Origin of the sequence: Streptococcus oralis subsp. dentisani, assembly GCF_002096615.1 — a bacterium.
GTDB classification, from domain to species: Bacteria; Bacillota; Bacilli; order Lactobacillales; family Streptococcaceae; genus Streptococcus; species Streptococcus oralis_U.
In genome coordinates this window covers 463462-483844 of record NZ_NCUX01000033.1, presented here as the reverse complement: position 1 = coordinate 483844, position 20383 = coordinate 463462, and the positions used below count along the sequence as shown (strand labels likewise).

Annotated in this window: 16 protein-coding genes; 15 read left to right on the top strand and 1 reads right to left on the bottom strand. The window is 40.3% G+C overall.

What is annotated here, in order from left to right; all coding sequences use genetic code 11:
- Nucleotides 1-57: 57 nt before the first annotated feature.
- The 9 genes from ligA to B7708_RS09505 all read left to right on the top strand — a co-directional run bounded on the left by ligA (nt 58) and on the right by B7708_RS09505 (nt 13795).
- On the top strand, nt 58-2016 hold the full coding sequence (gene ligA / locus B7708_RS09545; protein WP_084975437.1) for an NAD-dependent DNA ligase LigA: 1959 nt from the start codon (nt 58-60) through the stop codon (nt 2014-2016).
- A 153-nt stretch (nt 2017-2169) separates the two neighbouring features.
- Complete coding sequence (gene pulA, locus B7708_RS09540) at nt 2170-4455, top strand: type I pullulanase (protein WP_084975435.1); 2286 nt, start codon at nt 2170-2172, stop codon at nt 4453-4455.
- 195 nt (nt 4456-4650) lie between these two features.
- On the top strand, nt 4651-6075 hold the full coding sequence (locus B7708_RS09535; protein WP_084975432.1) for an NADP-dependent glyceraldehyde-3-phosphate dehydrogenase: 1425 nt from the start codon (nt 4651-4653) through the stop codon (nt 6073-6075).
- A gap of 269 nt (nt 6076-6344) precedes the next feature.
- Entirely contained in the window at nt 6345-8273 is a 1929-nt protein-coding gene (gene glgB, locus B7708_RS09530; protein ID WP_084975430.1) for a 1,4-alpha-glucan branching protein GlgB, read from the top strand.
- The gene (locus B7708_RS09525) at nt 8263-9405 is read left to right on the top strand and encodes a glucose-1-phosphate adenylyltransferase (RefSeq protein WP_084975428.1); all 1143 of its coding nucleotides are present in this window, start codon (nt 8263-8265) and stop codon (nt 9403-9405) included. The genes glgB and B7708_RS09525 overlap by 11 nt, the downstream gene beginning before the upstream one ends.
- Nucleotides 9395-10534 (top strand): glucose-1-phosphate adenylyltransferase subunit GlgD, encoded by a 1140-nt coding sequence (gene glgD, locus B7708_RS09520; RefSeq protein WP_000687022.1) that lies wholly within the window; start codon nt 9395-9397, stop codon nt 10532-10534. The genes B7708_RS09525 and glgD overlap by 11 nt, the downstream gene beginning before the upstream one ends.
- A complete protein-coding gene (glgA, locus tag B7708_RS09515; protein ID WP_084975426.1) occupies nt 10531-11964 on the top strand; it encodes a glycogen synthase GlgA in 1434 nt (477 codons plus the stop codon). The genes glgD and glgA overlap by 4 nt, the downstream gene beginning before the upstream one ends.
- Nucleotides 11965-12025: 61 nt before the next feature.
- Nucleotides 12026-12670: a phosphoserine phosphatase SerB gene (serB, locus tag B7708_RS09510; RefSeq protein WP_084975424.1), complete on the top strand. Its 645-nt coding sequence runs from the start codon at nt 12026-12028 to the stop codon at nt 12668-12670.
- Between the two features lie 9 nt (nt 12671-12679).
- Nucleotides 12680-13795: a glycerate kinase gene (locus tag B7708_RS09505; RefSeq protein ID WP_084975422.1), complete on the top strand. Its 1116-nt coding sequence runs from the start codon at nt 12680-12682 to the stop codon at nt 13793-13795.
- On the opposite strand, the gene B7708_RS09500 is transcribed toward B7708_RS09505, so the two are convergent.
- Entirely contained in the window at nt 13792-14238 is a 447-nt protein-coding gene (locus tag B7708_RS09500; RefSeq protein WP_084975420.1) for a DUF1694 domain-containing protein, read from the bottom strand. The two genes, B7708_RS09505 and B7708_RS09500, sit on opposite strands and share 4 nt — an antisense overlap.
- Nucleotides 14239-14400: 162 nt before the next feature.
- On the opposite strand from B7708_RS09500, the gene eno reads away from it, so the two are divergent.
- From eno to B7708_RS09465, 6 genes are all read left to right on the top strand, one after another.
- Nucleotides 14401-15705: a surface-displayed alpha-enolase gene (gene eno, locus B7708_RS09495; protein WP_000022821.1), complete on the top strand. Its 1305-nt coding sequence runs from the start codon at nt 14401-14403 to the stop codon at nt 15703-15705.
- Nucleotides 15706-15970: 265 nt separating this feature from the next.
- A complete protein-coding gene (locus B7708_RS09485) occupies nt 15971-16516 on the top strand; it encodes a hypothetical protein (protein ID WP_084975418.1) in 546 nt (181 codons plus the stop codon).
- Nucleotides 16517-16887: 371 nt separating this feature from the next.
- Nucleotides 16888-17382: a YkgJ family cysteine cluster protein gene (locus B7708_RS09480; RefSeq protein ID WP_084975416.1), complete on the top strand. Its 495-nt coding sequence runs from the start codon at nt 16888-16890 to the stop codon at nt 17380-17382.
- A gap of 199 nt (nt 17383-17581) precedes the next feature.
- Nucleotides 17582-18418 (top strand): AraC family transcriptional regulator, encoded by an 837-nt coding sequence (locus tag B7708_RS09475; protein ID WP_084975414.1) that lies wholly within the window; start codon nt 17582-17584, stop codon nt 18416-18418.
- Nucleotides 18419-18602: 184 nt separating this feature from the next.
- Complete coding sequence (locus B7708_RS09470) at nt 18603-19517, top strand: cysteine peptidase family C39 domain-containing protein (RefSeq protein ID WP_084975412.1); 915 nt, start codon at nt 18603-18605, stop codon at nt 19515-19517.
- Between the two features lie 122 nt (nt 19518-19639).
- Nucleotides 19640-20182 carry a ClbS/DfsB family four-helix bundle protein gene (locus B7708_RS09465; RefSeq protein ID WP_084975411.1) on the top strand — a complete coding sequence of 181 codons (543 nt, stop codon included), beginning with the start codon at nt 19640-19642 and terminating at the stop codon, nt 20180-20182.
- The last annotated feature ends 201 nt before the right edge of the window (nt 20183-20383 follow it).

The following is a 20383-nucleotide window of genomic DNA, read 5'->3' as shown; positions in this document are numbered from 1 at the left end:
CCATTTTTCAGTCCTTCTCTATTGTGAGGAGGGCTTGCTTTGTGGTAAAATGGTTTTATGAATGAAAGAATGAATGAGTTAGTTGCCTTGCTCAATCGCTATGCGACCGAGTACTATACGAGTGACAATCCCTCGGTGTCAGATAGCGAGTATGATCGCCTCTACCGAGAGTTGGTCGAATTGGAAGCTACCTATCCAGATCAAGTTTTAGCAGACAGTCCGACCCATCGCGTTGGTGGTAAGGTTTTAGATGGTTTTGAAAAATACAGTCATCAGTATCCTCTTTATAGTTTGCAGGATGCTTTTTCACGTGAAGAGTTAGAAGCTTTTGATGCGCGTGTTCGTAAGGAGTTAGCCCATCCGACCTATATATGTGAATTGAAAATTGATGGTTTGTCCATTTCTCTTACTTATGAGAAGGGGATTTTGGTCGTTGGGGCGACACGTGGTGATGGTTCTATTGGAGAAAATATCACCGAAAACCTCAAGCGTGTCAAGGATATTCCCTTAACATTGCCAGAAGATCTTAATATTACCGTTCGTGGGGAGTGTTACATGCCACGCGCTTCTTTTGATCTGGTCAACCAAGCTCGCCAAGAAAATGGAGAGCCTGAATTTGCCAACCCTCGTAATGCAGCGGCAGGAACCCTCCGTCAGTTGGATACGGCAGTAGTTACCAAACGCAATCTTGCCACGTTCCTCTATCAAGAAGCTAGTCCTTCTACTCGAGATAGTCAAGAAAAGGTCTTGAAGCATCTTGAACAGCTTGGCTTTGTGGTTAATCCTAAACGAATTCTGGCTGAAAACATAGATGAGATATGGGAGTTCATTCAAGAAGTAGGACAAGAACGGGAGAAACTGCCCTACGATATTGATGGAGTGGTAATCAAGGTCAATGACCTAGCTGGTCAAGAAGAACTTGGTTTTACAGTTAAAGCGCCTAAGTGGGCAGTAGCTTACAAATTTCCTGCTGAGGAAAAAGAAGCCCAACTGCTCTCAGTTGACTGGACAGTTGGTCGTACGGGTGTTGTGACACCGACTGCCAATCTGACTCCCGTTCAGCTTGCTGGGACAACCGTCAGTCGTGCAACTCTTCACAACGTAGATTATATCGCCGAAAAGGATATCCGAAAGGACGATACGGTTATCGTTTATAAGGCTGGAGACATCATCCCTGCTGTTTTGCGTGTGGTAGAGTCCAAGCGTGTTTCTGAAGAAAAACTAGATATTCCATCAAATTGTCCAAGTTGTGACAGTCAATTGCTTCATTTTGAAGATGAAGTAGCCCTGCGTTGTATCAATCCTCGCTGTCCTGCTCAAATCATGGAAGGTTTGATTCATTTTGCCTCTCGAGATGCCATGAATATTACGGGGCTTGGACCGTCTATTGTTGAAAAGCTTTTTGCTGCCAATTTAGTCAAGGATGTGGCAGATATTTACCGTTTGAAAGAAGATGATTTCCTCCTTTTAGAAGGTGTCAAGGAAAAGTCTGCTTCTAAACTGTATCAGGCTATTCAAGCATCAAAGGAAAACTCTGCTGAAAAGCTCTTGTTTGGTCTGGGGATTCGCCATGTCGGAAGCAAGGCTAGTCAGCTCTTGCTCCAACATTTCCACTCTATTGAAAATCTAGCCCAAGCAGATCTAGAAGAAGTAGCAAGTATCGAGAGCTTGGGTAGTGTGATTGCTCAAAGTCTTCAGACTTATTTTGCTACCGAGGGATCTAAAATTCTCTTAGATGAGCTGAAAGCAGCTGGAGTCAATCTGGACTACAAAGGACAGACAGTAGTAGCAGATGCAATCTTGTCCGGTTTGACAGTAGTTCTAACAGGAAAATTGGAACGCCTCACGCGCTCTGAAGCCAAAAGCAAACTCGAAAGTCTAGGTGCCAAAGTAACAGGTAGCGTATCTAAGAAAACGGATCTTGTCGTAGCAGGAGCAGATGCGGGCAGTAAACTGCAAAAAGCACAAGAACTAGGTATCGAAGTTCGCGATGAAGCTTGGCTAGAAAGTATGTAATGATAGTAGAAAACTAGGTGTCAGATAATCTGAAACTGTCTCTCCTGATGTGTTTTAACATGGTTAAAATCTGTTGTCCATTGTGATGAAATGCCAACTGAATCCATCAGCACCAAATAAAATTAAAATAGAAATTAGAAATTAGGAAAAAACATGTACAATTATCCCGTTCTACTCCATTTTCATAGAAAAAATGGAGATTATACAGCTTGCTCATTTAGCACAGACCGAGATGAAAACAAAAGCTCTTTAACTTCAGAGACCACTTATTTTGGTCTTCAGTTTTCTTTTACCGTGACCAGTCAGGAGAAGGTGGATAGTTTCACCTTCAAAGCCGAGATAGATGGTGTATTAAAAGAATATCTTGTACGTTTTAACTACTATCCCTTGCTGACAGAAGCATGGATTTTAGAGGGAGACGAGACTGTTTATTATTCTGAAAATCCGGCCATTGCTAGCCCTTACTACAAAGATCAAAATCCTTTTGCTTTTGATAAAGCAATCCATAGCGCTAGTTTTGATCACCACTGGGGCTACCAAGGAGAACTAGGTTATAGCCTTTCAGATTATCAGACAAGCTTTAAACTTTGGGCTCCTACGGCTACATCTGTACAGGTGTTTGTCTATGAAAATACCAGCAACGATGCACCCATTTGGAAAACCTTTAATCTAGAGCGTGGTAATAGCTATTCATATAGTCATAAGTACAATACCATTGGTGTTTGGAGTCTAGACTTAGATGAAAATCTTGCTGGTAAGGCTTATCAGTATCAGATTGACTTTCCTCACCACCAGACTTTGACGAGAGACCCTTACACGATTGCCACAAGTCCTGACGGAAAACGTTCTGTTATTCTTTCTCGCAAAGACAGACAAGTAGAAGGATTCGAAGTCAAACATGGGACAGAAGCTCCTTGGCGTTTGGAAAATCCATGTAAAGCAGTTATCTGTGAAATGCATATCCGAGATTTAACCAAATCTCCGACATCTGGAGTGGCGGAGCATCTCCGTGGAACCTTCCTTGGTGCTGCCCAGACTGGAACAGTTAACCAGTACGGTCAAGCAACCGCCTTTGACTATATCAAAGAACTTGGCTGCAACTATGTTCAACTTCAACCAATCTTTGATCGCCATAAGGAATATGATGAGGATGGAAATGTAGCATATAACTGGGGCTATGACCCTCAAAACTACAACTCACCAGAAACGAGTTTCTCTAGCAATCCAGATGATCCCGGACAGGTCATTCGTGATCTGAAAACTATGATTCAGGCCTATCATGACGCTGGAATTGGTGTCATTATGGACGTGGTTTATAACCATACCTTCTCAACAGTGGACGCTCCATTCCAGACAACTGTTCCCGATTATTTCTATCGTATGAATCGTGATGGAACTTTTCAAAACGGTACGGGTGTAGGAAATGAAACTGCAAGTGAACACGAGATGTTCCGTAAGTATATGATTGATTCCATCCTTTATTGGGTGAAAGAATACAATATTGACGGTTTCCGTTTCGACTTGATGGGCATTCATGATGTTAAAACCATGCAGGCGATTCGTTGGGCGCTGGATGAGGTTGATCCCCGTATTATCACTTATGGAGAAGGCTGGGATATGGGAACAGGTCTTGCTCCTTATGACAAGGCCAAGAAGGACAATGCCTACCAAATGCCAAATATCGGTTTCTTCAATGATGATCAGCGAGATGCGGTCAAAGGAGGAGAAGTTTATGGTGCAGTCAAGGCAGGATTTGTTAGTGGTGCAGCTACAGAACCAATTGTAGCTAAGGCTATTCTTGGTAGTCGAGAATTGGGTTCATATCTTAGTCCAAACCAAGTTCTTAACTATGTGGAAGCCCATGATAATTACAACTTGCATGATTTGTTAGTAACCCTTCATCCAGATCACAGTTCAGATAAGATTATGCGCAAGGTTGAGACAGCGACAGCTATGAATCTTCTCATGCAAGGAATGGCCTTTATAGAACTAGGTCAAGAGTTTGGTCGAACTAAGTTGATTCCAACTGGTGAACATGGAGAACTAACTCCTGCAGACCGAGAACGTGCTATGAATAGCTATAATGCTCCGGACAGTGTTAACCAAGTCAACTGGGATCTGATCAATGAACGCCAAGAAAGCATTGAGTTTATTCGTCAGATTATCCGCCTAAAAACGCAAATCAGTGCCTTCTCTTATCCAACATATGAAGAAATTTACCGTCATGTCTTTGTCCATACAGCTGCTGAGAATAGCGGGTGGATTGTTTATGAGATTCACGGTGGAGCAGAGCACTTATTGGTGGTATTCAATGCTAAGGGAACCTCCTTCTACTTTGAAAATGCAGGTAAGCTTGAAATGTTCCTTACCAACAGTCGTTCAAAACAAGAAAATGTTATTGATGATATTAGTGTCGCAGTTTTAAAAGTGCTCTCATAAATTAATGTAGTAAAAAGGGTTAGATTATCTAATCCTTTTTGTCATTTATGAGGTTTTTAATGAAGAGTAGAATTAAGATTCAAATAATTTGAAGGATCAAGATTGTGAAAAAAATCTCAATTTTTTCACAAAAAGGGTTGTAATTTTCTGAAAATTTGATAAAATAAGTCTTAATAATTTTCAGGAGGAAGAAAATTGGCAAGATATCAGAATTTAGTAAATGGAAATTGGAAATCATCTGAAAAGGAAATTACAATCTATTCACCCATTAATCAGGAAAAGCTGGGGACAGTACCAGCTATGAGTCAGGCTGAAGTAGATGAGGCTATGAAAGCTGCGCGTGCAGCTCTCCCAGCATGGCGTGATTTAGCACCAGTTGAACGTGCAGCCTATTTACATAAGACAGCAGATATTTTGGAACGCGATAAAGAAAAAATTGGTACAATTCTTGCCAAAGAGGTTGCTAAAGGGATAAAAGCAGCCATTGGAGAAGTAGTACGTACAGCAGATTTGATTCGTTTTGCTGCAGAAGAAGGTCTCCGTATCACTGGACAAGCAATGGAAGGTGGCGGTTTTGAAGCTGCAAGTAAAAACAAACTAGCCGTTGTCCGTCGTGAGCCAGTTGGTGTCGTTTTAGCTATCGCGCCATTTAACTATCCAGTTAACCTTTCTGGATCTAAGATTGCCCCGGCTTTGATTGCAGGGAATGCCGTCATGTTTAAACCGCCAACACAAGGATCTATCTCAGGTCTGTTATTAGCCAAGGCTTTTGATGAGGCAGGTATTCCAGCAGGAGTATTTAATACGATAACTGGACGAGGTTCTGAAATCGGTGACTATATCATTGAACACAAAGAAGTTAACTTTATCAACTTTACTGGCTCGACTCCAATTGGTGAGCGAATCGGTCGTTTAGCTGGAATGCGTCCTATCATGCTTGAACTTGGTGGGAAAGATGCAGCTATTGTTCTCGAAGATGCAGACTTGGAACACGCAGCTAAACAAATCGTCGGTGGAGCCTTTAGCTATTCAGGACAACGTTGTACTGCCATCAAGCGTGTCTTGGTTGTGGAAAGTGTAGCGGATAAATTGGCTGAATTACTTCAAGCAGAAGTTGCTAAGCTAACCGTTGGTGACCCATTTGACAATGCTGATATCACACCTGTTATTGATAATGCTTCAGCTGACTTCATCTGGGGATTGATTCAAGATGCGCAAGGTAAAGGTGCCAAAGCGCTCAGTCCAATCAAACGTGAGGGCAATCTCATTTGGCCGGGGCTTTTTGATTATGTCACAAGAGATATGAAATTAGCATGGGAAGAACCGTTTGGTCCTGTTCTGCCAATCATCCGTGTTTCCGATGCAAATGAAGCGGTAGCAATTGCCAATGAATCTGAGTTCGGTCTTCAATCATCCGTGTTCACAAATGATTTTAAAAAAGCATTTGAAATCGCTGAAAAACTTGAAGTTGGAACGGTTCATATTAATAACAAAACGCAACGTGGGCCAGATAATTTCCCATTCCTTGGTGTAAAAGGTTCTGGTGCTGGTGTGCAAGGGATTAAATACAGCATTGAAGCAATGACAAATGTCAAATCCATTGTTTTTGATGTGAAATAATTTATAAAATCAGGAAATAACATTCCTGATTTTTATTTTTACTAAAAAATTCAGTTTAAAATTGAAAAATAACGAATGTTTTGGTATTATACTAAGAAAATATATGTAAATTATTCTTTTCTCTCTGAAATGAGTGAAAGCTTAGTTAAGATAATTTTTCCAAAATTTTCAAGATATTTTTTAAGAAATTCCGTAAACTGCTTGAAAGTTCTTTTAAAAGATAGTATAATAGAATTATAGAAAACGCTTACAAAAAGAAAGGGGATTGGATGAATAATCAAGAAGCATTGAGAACCTTCACTACTGGAGAAAATTTTCATCTTCAGCACTATCTAGGAGCACATAAAGAGGAAAAAGACGGAGAAATTGGTTTTACCTTCCGTGTTTGGGCACCTAACGCTCAGGCTGTGCACTTAGTTGGTGATTTTACAAACTGGACAGAGCATCAAATTCCCATGGTTCGTAATGAAGCAGGTGTTTGGGAAGTCTTCACAAGTCTGGCTCATGAAGGACAGATTTATAAGTATCATATCACGCGTGCAAATGGACACCAGATTATGAAAATTGATCCGTTGGCGGTTCGTTTTGAGGCTCGCCCAGAGACTGGAGCCATCCTGACTGATATTCCAGAGAAAAAATGGAAAGATGGTCTTTGGCTAGCTAGGAGAAAACGCTGGGGCTTTTTTGAGAGACCAGTCAATATTTATGAAGCCCACGCTGGATCTTGGAAGAGAAATCCAGATGGTAGTCCATACAGCTTTGCACAACTTAAGGAAGAACTCATTCCATACCTTGTTGAGATGAACTACACTCACATCGAGTTTATGCCTTTAATGGCTCACCCACTTGGATTAAGTTGGGGCTACCAGCTTATGGGTTACTTTGCTATGGAGCACTCTTATGGGCGACCAGAGGAATTCCAAGATTTTGTTGAGGAATGTCATTTAAACAATATTGGTGTAATTGTGGATTGGGTTCCAGGTCATTTTACCATCAACGATGACGCCCTTGCTTATTACGATGGAACACCAACTTTTGAATACCAAGACCACAATAAGGCCCATAACTACGGTTGGGGAGCTCTTAACTTTGACCTTGGGAAAAATGAAGTTCAGTCCTTCTTGATTTCTAGCATTAAATTCTGGATTGAATTTTATCATTTAGACGGTATTCGAGTGGATGCAGTCAGCAATATGCTCTACCTAGACTATGATAATGCTCCTTGGACTCCAAACAAAGACGGTGGCAATCTCAACTACGAAGGCTACTATTTCCTTCAACGTTTGAACACTGTTATCAAGTTAGCTCATCCAGATGTGATGATGATTGCAGAAGAAAGTTCATCAGCAACAAAGATTACTGGTATGAAAGAAATGGGCGGTCTAGGATTTGACTACAAGTGGAATATGGGGTGGATGAACGACATTCTCCGTTTCTACGAGGAAGATCCGATTTATCGTAAGTATGATTTCAACTTGGTAACCTTCAGCTTCATGTACGTTTTCAATGAAAACTACCTCTTACCATTTTCACATGATGAAGTCGTTCATGGTAAGAAAAGCATGATGCATAAGATGTGGGGTGATCGCTACAATCAATTTGCAGGACTACGCAATCTCTACACTTATCAGATTTGTCATCCAGGTAAGAAACTCTTGTTCATGGGAAGCGAATATGGTCAGTTCTTAGAGTGGAAGTCTGAGGAACAGCTAGAATGGTCTAACTTGGAAGATCCAATGAATGCTAAGATGAAGTACTTCACTTCTCAACTCAATCAATTCTATAAAGAGCATCGTTGTCTTTGGGAAATTGACACCAGCTACGACGGCATCGAAATTATTGATGCGGATAATAGAGATCAGAGTGTCCTTTCCTTTATTCGTAAGAGTAAAAAGGGTGAAATGCTAGTCTGTGTCTTTAATATGGCGCCTGTTGAACGAAAAGACTTTACAATCGGACTTCCTGTCGCAGGAGTTTATGAAGAAGTTTGGAATACAGAATTGGAACAATGGGGTGGTGTCTGGAAAGAATACAACCAAACGGTTCAAACCCAAGAAGGATTATGGAAGGATTATGAGCAGACCTTGACCTTCACCTTGCCAGCTATGGGGGCAAGTATCTGGAAGATTAAACGTCGCTTGAAACCAACTAAAACTGTCACAAATAAAACCCAAAAAGGAGTAGAAAATGAAGAATGAAATGCTAGCTTTGATCCTTGCAGGTGGGCAAGGAACACGTCTCGGAAAACTCACTCAAAGCATTGCCAAACCAGCAGTGCAATTCGGTGGGCGCTACCGTATCATTGACTTTGCTCTTTCCAACTGTGCTAACTCTGGGATTCACAATGTCGGTGTGATTACACAATACCAGCCTCTTGCCTTGAACAACCACATCGGAAATGGTTCGAGCTGGGGACTAGATGGCATTAACACAGGCGTTTCTATCCTTCAACCCTACTCTGCAAGTGAAGGAAACCGTTGGTTTGAAGGGACTAGCCACGCTATCTACCAAAACATTGACTACATCGACAGTGTTAACCCAGAATATGTTCTCATCCTCTCTGGAGACCATATTTACAAGATGGACTATGATGACATGCTCCAATCTCACAAGGACAACAATGCCAGTTTGACAGTAGCTGTCTTGGATGTACCCCTCAAAGAAGCTAGCCGTTTTGGTATCATGAATACTGACGCAAACAATCGTATCGTCGAATTCGAAGAAAAACCAGCAGAACCTAAGTCTACTAAAGCTTCCATGGGGATTTATATCTTTGATTGGCAACGTCTCCGTAATATGCTGGTAGCTGCTGAAAAGAACAAGGTAGATATGTCAGACTTTGGTAAAAACGTTATTCCAAATTACCTTGAGTCTGGAGAAAGTGTCTATGCTTATGAATTCAAAGGCTACTGGAAAGACGTTGGTACTATCGAGTCTCTATGGGAAGCCAATATGGAATACATTGATCCAAACAACGCTTTGGATAGTCGTGATCGTCAGTGGAAAATCTACTCACGGAACTTGATTTCACCACCAAACTTTATTGGAAAACACGCTCATGTAGAAGATTCTTTAGTTGTGGATGGCTGTCTCGTGGATGGAACTGTTAAGCATTCCATTCTCTCAACAGAAGCGCAAGTACGTGAGGGTGCTGAAGTAGTAGACTCTGTAATCATGAGTGGTGCCATTATCGGAAAAGGTGCAAAAATTAAACGTGCCATCATTGGTGAAGGTGCTGTTATTTCTGAAGGTGTCGAAATTGATGGAACAGACGAAGTACAAGTAGTAGGATATGATGAAGTAGTGGGGGTAGCAACAGATGAAGATTGATAAATATTCAGCCATTTTAGGAAACACCGTTGGTTTTCACGATATGTCAACTTTGACAGATCATCGTCCAGTAGCCAGCTTGCCATTTGGAGCAAAATATCGTTTGATCGACTTCCCTCTCTCTAGCCTTGCAAATGCTGGTGTTCGTAGTGTCTTTGGAATTTTCCAACAAGATAATATCAGTTCAGTCTTTGACCACATTCGTTCAGGACGTGAGTGGGGCTTATCTACCCTTCTCAGTCACTACTATTTAGGTATTTATAATACGCGTGTTGAAAGTAGCACAGTTGGGAAAGAATATTACCAACAGCTTCTCACTTATTTGAAACGTTCAGGATCAAATCAGACGGTTGCACTTAACTGTGATATCGTGGTGAATATTGACCTCAATCAAGTATTCCATTTACATACTACTGCCGGTCGTCCGATTACAGTTGTTTATAAGAAATTACCTAAAAAGGATATTTCAGATGTTAATGCCATCTTGGAAGTCGATGAAACAGACCGTGTTCTTTCTCATAAACTTTTTGATGCCAAATCAACAGATGAACTTTTCAACATGTCTACAGATATATTCGTCGTTGATACTCCGTGGTTGATTAAGCGTTTGGAAGAAGAAGTTCAAAAAGAATACCCAGAAAAATTACGCTATGTTTTACGTGAGTTGGCAGCTAAAGAAGGTGCTTTTGCTTATGAATATACTGGCTACCTAGCCAATGTTCACTCTGTTCAATCCTATTATCAAGCCAATATTGATATGCTGGAGTCTCAAAAATTCTACTCTCTCTTCTCACCTAACCAAAAAATTTATACCAAGGTTAAGAATGAAGAACCAACTTACTACTCAAACACCTCTAAGGTAAGTACTTCGCAGTTCGCCTCTGGTAGTATCATAGAGGGTGAAGTAGTTCAGTCGGTCCTATCACGTAATATTCACGTTCATAAGGATAGTCTAGTTAAAGACAGTCTTCTCTTCCCACGTGTTGTGATTGGTCAAGGTGCCCAAGTTGAGTATGCAATCTTGGACAAAGGGGTTGAAGTTGCTGACGGTGTCGTTATTCGCGGTACTGCAGAACACCCAGTTGTAGTCAAAAAAGGCGAAAAAGTTACAGAGGATATTCATTCATGAAAATTTTATTCGTAGCAGCAGAGGGTGCGCCCTTTTCAAAAACAGGTGGTTTGGGAGACGTCATTGGCGCTCTTCCCAAATCACTGGTAAAGGCAGGGCACGAAGTTGCGGTTGTTTTACCTTACTATGACATGGTAGAGGCTAAGTTCGGCGACCAGATTGAGGATGTTCTTCACTTTGAAGTGAGTGTAGGATGGCGTAGACAGTACTGTGGTATTAAGAAGACCGTCTTGAATGGTGTTACCTTCTACTTCGTAGACAATCAAACGTATTTCTTCCGAGGTCATGTTTACGGAGATTTCGATGATGGTGAACGTTTTGCCTTCTTCCAACTGGCTGCTCTTGAAGCCATGGAGCGAATTGATTTCATTCCAGATATTCTCCATGCCCATGATTATCACACCGCTATGATTCCTTTCCTCTTGAAGGAAAAATACAGATGGATTCAGGCATATCAAGGAATCAGAACCGTTTTAACTATTCATAATTTGGAATTCCAAGGTCAATTTTCTGAAGGAATGTTGTGGGATTTGTTCGGTGTAGGATTTGAACGCTATGCTGATGGCACCCTTCGTTGGAATGACTGTCTTAACTGGATGAAAGCAGGTATTCTCTACGCGGATCGTGTCTCAACCGTATCTCCTAGCTATGCACATGAGATTATGACTAGTCAGTTCGGTTGTGGCTTGGATCAGATTCTTCGTATGGAGTCGGGTAAGGTTTCGGGTATTGTCAATGGTATTGACGCAGATCTTTATAATCCTCAAACAGATCCACTTTTAGACTATCATTTTGATAAAGAAGATTTGTCTGGAAAAGCACAAAACAAAGCAAAATTGCAAGAGAGAGTTGGTCTACCAGTACGAGCAGATGTTCCTCTGGTTGGGATTGTCTCTCGATTGACACGCCAAAAAGGCTTTGATGTCGTTGTAGAAAGTTTGCATCGTTTCTTACAAGAGGACGTTCAAATAGTCCTTTTAGGAACAGGTGACCCAGCTTTTGAACATTCCTTCTCATGGTTTGCTCAAGTCTATCCAGACAAGCTATCAGCAAATATCACTTTCGACGTCAAACTTGCTCAAGAAATCTACGCAGCTTGTGATCTCTTCCTCATGCCAAGTCGTTTTGAACCATGTGGCTTGTCTCAAATGATGGCGATGCGTTATGGAACGCTACCATTGGTTCATGAGGTTGGAGGACTAAGAGATACAGTTCAATCCTTCAATCCAATCGAAGGAACTGGAACAGGCTTTAGCTTTGATAATTTAACACCTTACTGGCTTAACTGGAGTTTCCAAACAGCCTTGGATGTTTATAAGTATCAGCCGGAAGTTTGGAGAAATCTACAAAAACAAGCTATGGAATGTGATTTCTCATGGGATACAGCTTGCAAGTCTTATCTTGACTTGTACCATAGTTTAGTCAACTAATAGATAAAATCGTATGATTCTTTCATACGATTTTTGGTCTGTTTAGAAAAGAGGAGAAGTGATGACTCAAGTAATGGGCCTCTGTGTCATGGATGTTGATGGCACCCTGATAGCAGAGGAAGTGATTGATCTTTTAGGAAGAGAAGCAGGTTGCGAAGCGGAAATTTCAAAGATTACCAATCAAGCAATGCAAGGTGAACTAGACTTTGAAAGGAGTTTACGAGCGAGAGTCGCATTGTTAAAAGGTCTTCCGATTTCGGTCTTTGATACTGTCTTCAAATCCATTCATCTGTCCAAAAATGCTCAAGAATTTATCTCCGTACTTCAAAAGAAGGGTATTCTAGTCGGTCTAGTTTCTGGTGGATTTGCACCAATAGTTGAGAGATTAGCAGAATCCCTTGGTATCTCCTATTTCTCCGCCAACCAGTTGGAAGTCAGAGATGACTTTTTAACAGGTAAATTAGTTGGTGAAATTGTGACAGCCCAAGAAAAACAAGCTGCTCTTGAGAAATGGAGAAAAGAATTAAAACTACCCAAAGAAAGAACGATTGCCATCGGTGATGGGGCTAATGACCTATTCATGTTAAAATCAGCAGGTCACGGAATAGCCTTTTGTGCCAAAGAGGTCGTAAAAACAGAGATAGCTTCTCATATAGATACGAGGGATTTTTTAGAAGTTCTACCTTTGATTGATTTCTTAGAATGAGAGGGAACTATGAAAATTGTAATTGCACCCGATTCTTTTAAAGAGAGTTTGACGGCAGAAGAGGTCGCTCAAGCTATAAAAAGGGGCTTCCAAAAATCGATAGCAGATGTAGAATGTCTGCTTTGCCCTGTAGGTGATGGTGGGGAAGGAACTGTAGATGCTATTCGACATTCTCTTGAACTAGAAGAAAAATGGTTCCAAGTGACGGGACCTTTTGGCCTAAAAGAATCAATGCGCTATTTTCAAAAAGGCCAAATAGCGCTCTTTGAAGTTGCTGACTTGGTTGGTTTAGGAAAGATTCCGCAGGAGAAACGAAATCCCCTTCACATCCAAACCAGAGGTATCGGAGAGTTGATTCGCCATCTCGTTGATCAAGGGATGAAAGAAGTCTATATCGGTGTAGGTGGTACGGCTAGTAATGACGGTGGGATAGGCATTGCCGCTGGTTTAGGTTATCGTTTTTATGATAAGAATGGAAAAGAATTGCCAGCTTGCGGTCAGACTTTGCTTGAGTTCGATTCAGTTTCAAATAGCAAGTTGTATAGGATTCCTGAAGATGTGAAAATTCGAATTTTAGCAGATGTCGTGAGCCCTCTATGTGGTCATCAAGGGGCAACCTATACATTTGGAAAACAAAAGGGTTTGGAACCTGCTTTGTTTGAAACAGTAGATTTGGCGATGCAGCGGTTCTATGAAAAATTATCGCCTTCAATCCTGTCTCTTAAAGGAGCAGGAGCTGGCGGTGGGATTGCAGCTGGGCTCTGTGCCTTTGCTGAGGCCGGTATCGTATCTGGGATTGACACTTGCTTGGATTTGATTGACTTTAACAAGAAGGTTGCAGGTGCTGATTTGGTTATCGTTGGAGAAGGTAGACTGGACAGTCAAAGCCTTGCTGGAAAAGCTCCTATCGGTGTAGCAAAAAGAACTCCTGAAGGAGTTCCAGTTATCGCTATTTGTGGTAGTCTTGCTGATGATTTGCCTCCCCTACCATTCGAAAATATACAAGCAGCCTTTTCTATTTTAGAGAAAAGTGAACCTTTAGAAGAGAGTCTGAAAAATGCAAGTCTCTATTTGGAGCACACAGCTACTAATATTGGTCGTTTGTTAAATTTGAGAAAGGATTAACCAAACCATTTTTTCCAGATAGATTTTTTAGGAGCCTCTGCCTTTTTCTCCTCCCAAAGACTTGAAAATGCAAGTCTAAGGTCCTTTTCATCCACTTGAACGGGTTCATTCGTGTGAATAACTAGACCAAAAGGAGAGGTGATATGATCGTCTGAAACAATAGTCGCCTGGCAGTTGCTTTCCTTTGCTTGTTTTAAGTAAAAGACTTGTTTGTCAAACTCGATATTTGGGGAAATCTTCACAAAAAGTATTTCTACCTTTTCTTGAAAAACCTCTAAAATAGAGAAAAATCCATGTTCTAATTCAGGACTATTGGCAGTACTGATATCAGCGTAGCCAAGAACTCTTTCCTCGAAAGTGCCGAGAAAACGACGTTGTTCATCTGGGTTTAGTTTTGGCCCACCGTGAGCCTTTTCTAGTAGTTGTTTTGATAAATCTGTCATAAAATTAGTATATCACAAAAGCTATGAGAAAACAGACCAAAGAAAGCGATTACTTTATAAAGTTAAGGAAAATTTGCACAAAGATAACGTTTTTTCTTGAAAAACGCTTATTTTTAAGGTATCATAGAGGTGTAAAAAATTTAACTCAAAGGAGAGTAAAAAATGTCAATTATTACTGATGTTTACGCTCGCGAAGTCCTAGACTCACGCGGTAACCCAACACTTGAAGTAGAAGTTTATACTGAATCAGGTGCTTTCGGACGTGGTATGGTTCCATCAGGAGCTTCTACTGGTGAACACGAAGCAGTTGAACTTCGCGACGGTGACAAATCTCGTTACGGTGGTCTTGGTACACAAAAAGCTGTTGACAACGTAAACAACATCATCGCTGAAGCAATCATCGGCTACGATGTACGTGACCAACAAGCTATCGACCGTGCTATGATCGCACTTGACGGTACTCCTAACAAAGGTAAATTGGGTGCAAACGCAATTCTTGGTGTGTCTATCGCTGTAGCTCGTGCTGCTGCTGACTACCTTGAAATTCCACTTTACAGCTACCTTGGTGGATTCAACACTAAAGTTCTTCCAACTCCAATGATGAACATCATCAACGGTGGTTCTCACTCTGACGCTCCAATCGCTTTCCAAGAATTCATGATCGTACCTGCTGGTGCACCATCATTCAAAGAAGCTCTTCGTTGGGGTGCTGAAATCTTCCACGCTCTTAAGAAAATCCTTAAATCACGTGGTTTGGAAACTGCCGTAGGTGACGAAGGTGGATTCGCTCCTCGTTTCGAAGGAACTGAAGACGGAGTTGAAACTATCCTTGCTGCAATTGAAGCTGCTGGATATGTTCCTGGTAAAGACGTATTTATCGGATTTGACTGTGCTTCATCAGAATTCTACGATAAAGAACGTAAAGTTTACGACTACACTAAATTCGAAGGTGAAGGAGCTGCTGTACGTACTGCTGCAGAACAAATCGACTACCTTGAAGAATTGGTAAACAAATACCCAATCATCACTATCGAAGATGGTATGGACGAAAACGACTGGGACGGTTGGAAAGCTCTTACTGAACGTCTTGGTGGTAAAGTTCAATTGGTTGGTGACGACTTCTTCGTAACAAACACTTCTTACCTTGAAAAAGGTATTGCGGAAGGTGCAGCTAACTCAATCCTTATCAAAGTTAACCAAATCGGTACTCTTACTGAAACATTTGACGCTATCGAAATGGCGAAAGAAGCTGGTTACACTGCCGTTGTATCACACCGTTCAGGTGAAACTGAAGATTCAACAATCGCTGACATCGCAGTTGCAACAAACGCAGGACAAATCAAGACTGGTTCACTTTCACGTACAGACCGTATCGCTAAATACAACCAATTGCTTCGTATCGAAGACCAACTTGGTGAAGTAGCTGAATACCGTGGATTGAAATCATTCTACAACCTTAAAAAATAAGCTCTTTATTCGATTAGAGGCTGTAAAGCTATAAAAAAGCACTTTGGGGCTCTTCCCCTTAGTGCTTTTTTGACTGGAGCTTGTCAACGTATATTATTTGTTAGTCAGTCGCCAGCCTATAGCAAGCTGAATAAATGGTTTGAAACTTACTCAGATTTGTATTTTAGCATTATTCCATTACCGAATATGGGAGCATATCATGAGTTGGTAGATATCTAGTTGATTGTATGATAAAATATAATAAACTTCAAAAAAGGAGATAAACTTGAAGATTAAGCAAAAATGGGAACGTAGATCATTTGGAACGGATTTTATCGCTAAAGGTTTATTTTGGATAATTCTTTTTGTGGTTATTCTTTTTGGTTTTAACTATCTAATCTCTGGAAATTTTTATGCCTCTAAATTTTGGGATATGGTCGGAGGGGTGCTCGCTTTAATAGCTGCATTCATAGCATTAATTGTTTTTTCTAGACGAGCACTGATAGAGGGGTATTATATTAGTTCGTTAGATCTTGCAATGGCAATATTTTATGACGAAATTGAACATGATCCTTATTTTTCAAAACGTTATCATGAAATAAATGAAAAATATGCTGATAATGATATTGAACGAGTAAAAGCATTAGAGCCGTTACAAGAACATTATTGTTATATTTGCTTTAAACAGTATATTGAAGAAATGAATTGGTTAGAGAAATTTATAATTTGCTTATATAGTGTATTCACAATCGGAAAATTTTCGCTTTATATGGAGCTATCTAGAGCTAGAAAAAGAAAATGGTTTGGTCATAGTGATAATGATTTTTTTTAATAGTAAAAAAGCATCTAGAAAGATGCCTTTTCCCTTGCCTGCTGAACTCGTCAATTTTATTACCTTTTTTGTTACCCTTTAAAAATACTGTATCTTTTTCTATTTGGTCTATTAACCCGTATTTGTTAAAAAGAAGATTAAAAACAAGTGTAGTTTTATACTCTAGACAATAGGTAGATAACCTTAAAAAAAATAACATAGTTCAGTGAACTATGTTATCCCGAACCTTGAAATTCAAAAGTTCAGCCGTTGATTTAACAACGTTTTAAGCCCCTCGGATTTTTTCCGAAGGGCTTTTTTCTGTTCAGGGGGCAAAAAGGGGACAGTGTTTATGGTATAATAGACAAAAACACTTGTATTAGGAAGAAATTATGTCTAAAGAGATTGATATTGAGTATTACCACCAACTAGCACTGCAAAAGCAGAAGGAGCACCGCAAAGTGTTAGCTAATCTAAAGAAAAAGCCACCAAAGAATCTAGATACGATAGCCCAGCAGATCCACCAAGAAGTCTTTTCTGAGATTGATTGCACTGCCTGCGCTAACTGTTGCAAGACACTGGGACCAGACTTCAAAGAAGCAGATATTACTCGTATTGCCAAGTATTTCAAGATGAAATTACCAGCCTTTGAAGCAGAGTTTTTGCAGGTAGATGAAGATGGGGATAAGGTTTTTAAATCCATGCCCTGTCCCTTTTTAGGAGGAGATAATCTCTGTTCTATCTACGATGTCCGTCCAAAGGCCTGTCGGGAATTTCCCCATACAGACCGTAAAAAAATCCATCAAATCAACCATTTAACGATTAAGAACACCTTGACCTGTCCAGCAGCCTATCTCTTTGTTGAGAAATTAAAGGATAAGTTATAGAAATTTACACCTTTAAATATTGTACAAAGATTCTAGGGTGAAAATATCAGATATCTGGTAGACTATAGTTAGAATTGAACACGGCCTAGAAGATGTGTGAAAAAGATAAAATTTCGTTGGAGCAGGCGCCCTCCGTCAATTGTCCTATTTTGACTTTGCTTTTAAAGGCCTTAGTATCTTTTGTGAGGTGAAAAAGAATATGATGCATCAATTCAACCAAACCATGGATTATTTGGAGCAGCAACTGACTGGAGAAGTGGATATGAAAAGATTTCAGCAACTATCAGGCTATTCTTATCCTCTCTTTAGCAGACTCTTTTCCATCCTGGCAGATATGACCTTGACAGAATACTTACGCAATCGCAGGTTGTCAGAAGCAGTGACAGACTTGCGGGAAAGCTCTGAGAAAGTCATTGACATAGCGATGAAATACGGATACGACTCTGCGGATGCCTTTAGTGCAGCCTTTAAGAAATTCCATGGTGCAACTCCCTCAGAAGTTCGAAATGGAAAACCTTATCGGGTCTTTCCTAAACTTCAATTATCCTTAAAGATTACAGGAGGAAAAAACATGGATATCAAGATTCAAAAGAAACCTGCTTTTACCGTGGCAGGCGTCCTATTGGAAGCTATTGATAATAGCCAGTGTCCGTCTGCTTGGGAGCAACTCTATGCAAATCACAGTTTTGAAAGCCTAGAGAGTCTGGGCAGTGGCCAATCCTTTGGCGTCTGCTCGGATGTTAAAGAAGGCGAGATTATTAACTATATGGCTGCCTATGATGTGACGGATAAAGTCAAAGCAGAAGAACTAGGACTCTCGATCAAAGAAATCTCCGAAGCTGAATATGCCATCGTACCAGTCAAAGGCACTATACCGACCAGCATCCACCATGCTTGGAAATATGTCTTGGAAGTCTTTTTCCCAGAAACTGGTTATCGCCACTCAGGAGCCCCAGACTTTGAAGTTTATTCCGAAGGTGACATGTCGTCGCCAGACTACCAAATGGAACTCTGGATACCAGTGATCAAGGACTAGATCATTTTCTGATTTTTTATAAAGATGCAAACCTAACTCTGTAGAAGATATCTTCTACAGAGTTTTTTATTGTGGACATTCATGTCCATAAAGCAACCATACCCTATTTTTTGTTTGGATTTTATGGGGTATGAGTAACGTTATCTCGGTATAATAGTTCCATAGAAGATAAGGAGGCATGAATATGCAGATGTATTTTGGAGATGTGTCACTTTGCTATAGCTATTCATTGGCAATGGCACTCGACGCCTATGGTTATGACTTTAAAGCAGAGTTTTTAGAGGCAATTATGGTGATGGGAAATGGCGCTAGTATCGTGAAGGAAGATGAGCAGCACCCTCTAGTATTCTTTGATAATGGAATGCCAGATCTTTCCATCTCCCATTCCTTAAAAATACTTGGATTTGACTATGAGGATTTCTATGTAAAAGATGGAGCAGAAGTAGATTTGGAAGAGATTAAAGCAAAGTTGGAATCGTTTCTGTCTAATGGACCTGTCGTACTGGGACCTCTTGATAAGGGCCATCTGACCTACAATCCCAATCACACAATCCTTTATAGTGTGGATCACTTCGTAACCGTGTATGGCATTGATGGGCAGTATCTCTATTTGCATGATCCAGCTGGTTTTGCCTGTATGAAGGTTGCTTTTAATGACATCTTAGAAGCTTGGAAGGCGGAAGCTATTGACTATAAGCGTGGAGCATACTCCATGTGGGGAAATTTTAGGAAGGTCAAGAGTCCTAGTCAGACTGAAATCTATCAGGAAACGGCGAGGATTATGAGGGACAGATATCTGGATGGACAAAGTAATGTCTTGGAATGTTATGCAAAAGCAGTTGCTGAACATGGCTTAAATACCGAGCAAAAACAATTGCATCAGTATTTCAGCTTTAAACTTGCTGCTGTTCGAAATCTCTATCTCAGTAAATTCTTAAAGGACCATGATCCCGAAGGTGCAGGATTAAAAGAGAAATTAGCTACTTTATTTGGCCAAGCCCATCTTTCATGTTTAAAAGAAGATTACCAAGAACTAGCCCACTTGCTCTATCAGATAGCTAAAGTGGATGGACGCTTTAGAGATTTATATGTAAAGTAGTGACTATAAGCATAAAATAACTAGTCAGTAAAAGCAGTTTTTCGTAAAGAACTGCTTTTTGATTATGGTATAATGAAGTGAGGAAATAGCATATCCAACTAAAAAATGAAGGGAGAACTCCTATGCCTAGACCAAGAACGAAAGAGGAATTAGTGTTAGCCTCTAAGGAAAACTATGAAAAGCTCAATCACTTTATATCTAAATTAAGTGAAGAGGAATTACAGACTCCTTTTGATTTTTCAAAAGACCAAAAGAAAAAAGAAGCTCACTGGAAAAGAGATAAAAATCTAAGAGATGTTCTGATCCATCTCTATGAATGGCATCAGTTACTTTTGACCTGGGTACACGCTAATCAAAAGGGTCATGAAAGACCTTTTCTCCCTGAACCTTATAATTGGAAAACTTATGGGGAAATGAATGTCGCTTTTTGGAAGAAGCACCAGAGAACGTCCTTAGAAGAAGCGACCAAACTCCTCAATCAATCGCATAAAGAGGTTTTAGAGTTGATGGAAGGCTTCAGCAATGACGAATTGTTCACAAAAGGTGTCTATAAGTGGACGGGAGGAACAAGTCTAGGCTCCTACTTTGTGAGTGCCACTTCCAGTCACTATGATTGGGCTCTGAAAAAACTCAAAGCTCATCAGAAAAATTGTAAGAAACGTTAATTGAAGAGTTTATGAAGGTTGGAAAAGCTTCTTCTAAGCTTCGAATAGCTTAGTTCTCGTGATTTTTGAGCTCTTCTAGCTTTAGAATCCTTCAAAAATTAAAATTTAAGGCTATCATAGACTTAGAATAGCCCTAAAACATTTATATCAGTGTAATTCTAAACTTAGAATTGCATTGATATTAAAGGGATTGAGCTGTTC

Excerpts from the sequence above, each read along its gene's own strand:
- serB (WP_084975424.1), top strand. The coding sequence starts at position 12,026 with ATGACTCAAGTAATGGGCCTCTGTGTCATGGATGTTGATGGCACCCTG.
- pulA (WP_084975435.1), top strand. The coding sequence starts at position 2,170 with ATGTACAATTATCCCGTTCTACTCCATTTTCATAGAAAAAATGGAGAT.
- ligA (WP_084975437.1), top strand. The coding sequence starts at position 58 with ATGAATGAAAGAATGAATGAGTTAGTTGCCTTGCTCAATCGCTATGCG.
- B7708_RS09465 (WP_084975411.1), top strand. The coding sequence starts at position 19,640 with ATGCCTAGACCAAGAACGAAAGAGGAATTAGTGTTAGCCTCTAAGGAA.
- glgB (WP_084975430.1), top strand. The coding sequence starts at position 6,345 with ATGAATAATCAAGAAGCATTGAGAACCTTCACTACTGGAGAAAATTTT.
- B7708_RS09505 (WP_084975422.1), top strand. The coding sequence starts at position 12,680 with ATGAAAATTGTAATTGCACCCGATTCTTTTAAAGAGAGTTTGACGGCA.
- B7708_RS09480 (WP_084975416.1), top strand. The coding sequence starts at position 16,888 with ATGTCTAAAGAGATTGATATTGAGTATTACCACCAACTAGCACTGCAA.
- B7708_RS09525 (WP_084975428.1), top strand. The coding sequence starts at position 8,263 with ATGAAGAATGAAATGCTAGCTTTGATCCTTGCAGGTGGGCAAGGAACA.
- B7708_RS09500 (WP_084975420.1), bottom strand. The coding sequence starts at position 14,238 with ATGACAGATTTATCAAAACAACTACTAGAAAAGGCTCACGGTGGGCCA.
- B7708_RS09470 (WP_084975412.1), top strand. The coding sequence starts at position 18,603 with ATGCAGATGTATTTTGGAGATGTGTCACTTTGCTATAGCTATTCATTG.
- glgD (WP_000687022.1), top strand. The coding sequence starts at position 9,395 with ATGAAGATTGATAAATATTCAGCCATTTTAGGAAACACCGTTGGTTTT.
- eno (WP_000022821.1), top strand. The coding sequence starts at position 14,401 with ATGTCAATTATTACTGATGTTTACGCTCGCGAAGTCCTAGACTCACGC.
- B7708_RS09475 (WP_084975414.1), top strand. The coding sequence starts at position 17,582 with ATGATGCATCAATTCAACCAAACCATGGATTATTTGGAGCAGCAACTG.
- glgA (WP_084975426.1), top strand. The coding sequence starts at position 10,531 with ATGAAAATTTTATTCGTAGCAGCAGAGGGTGCGCCCTTTTCAAAAACA.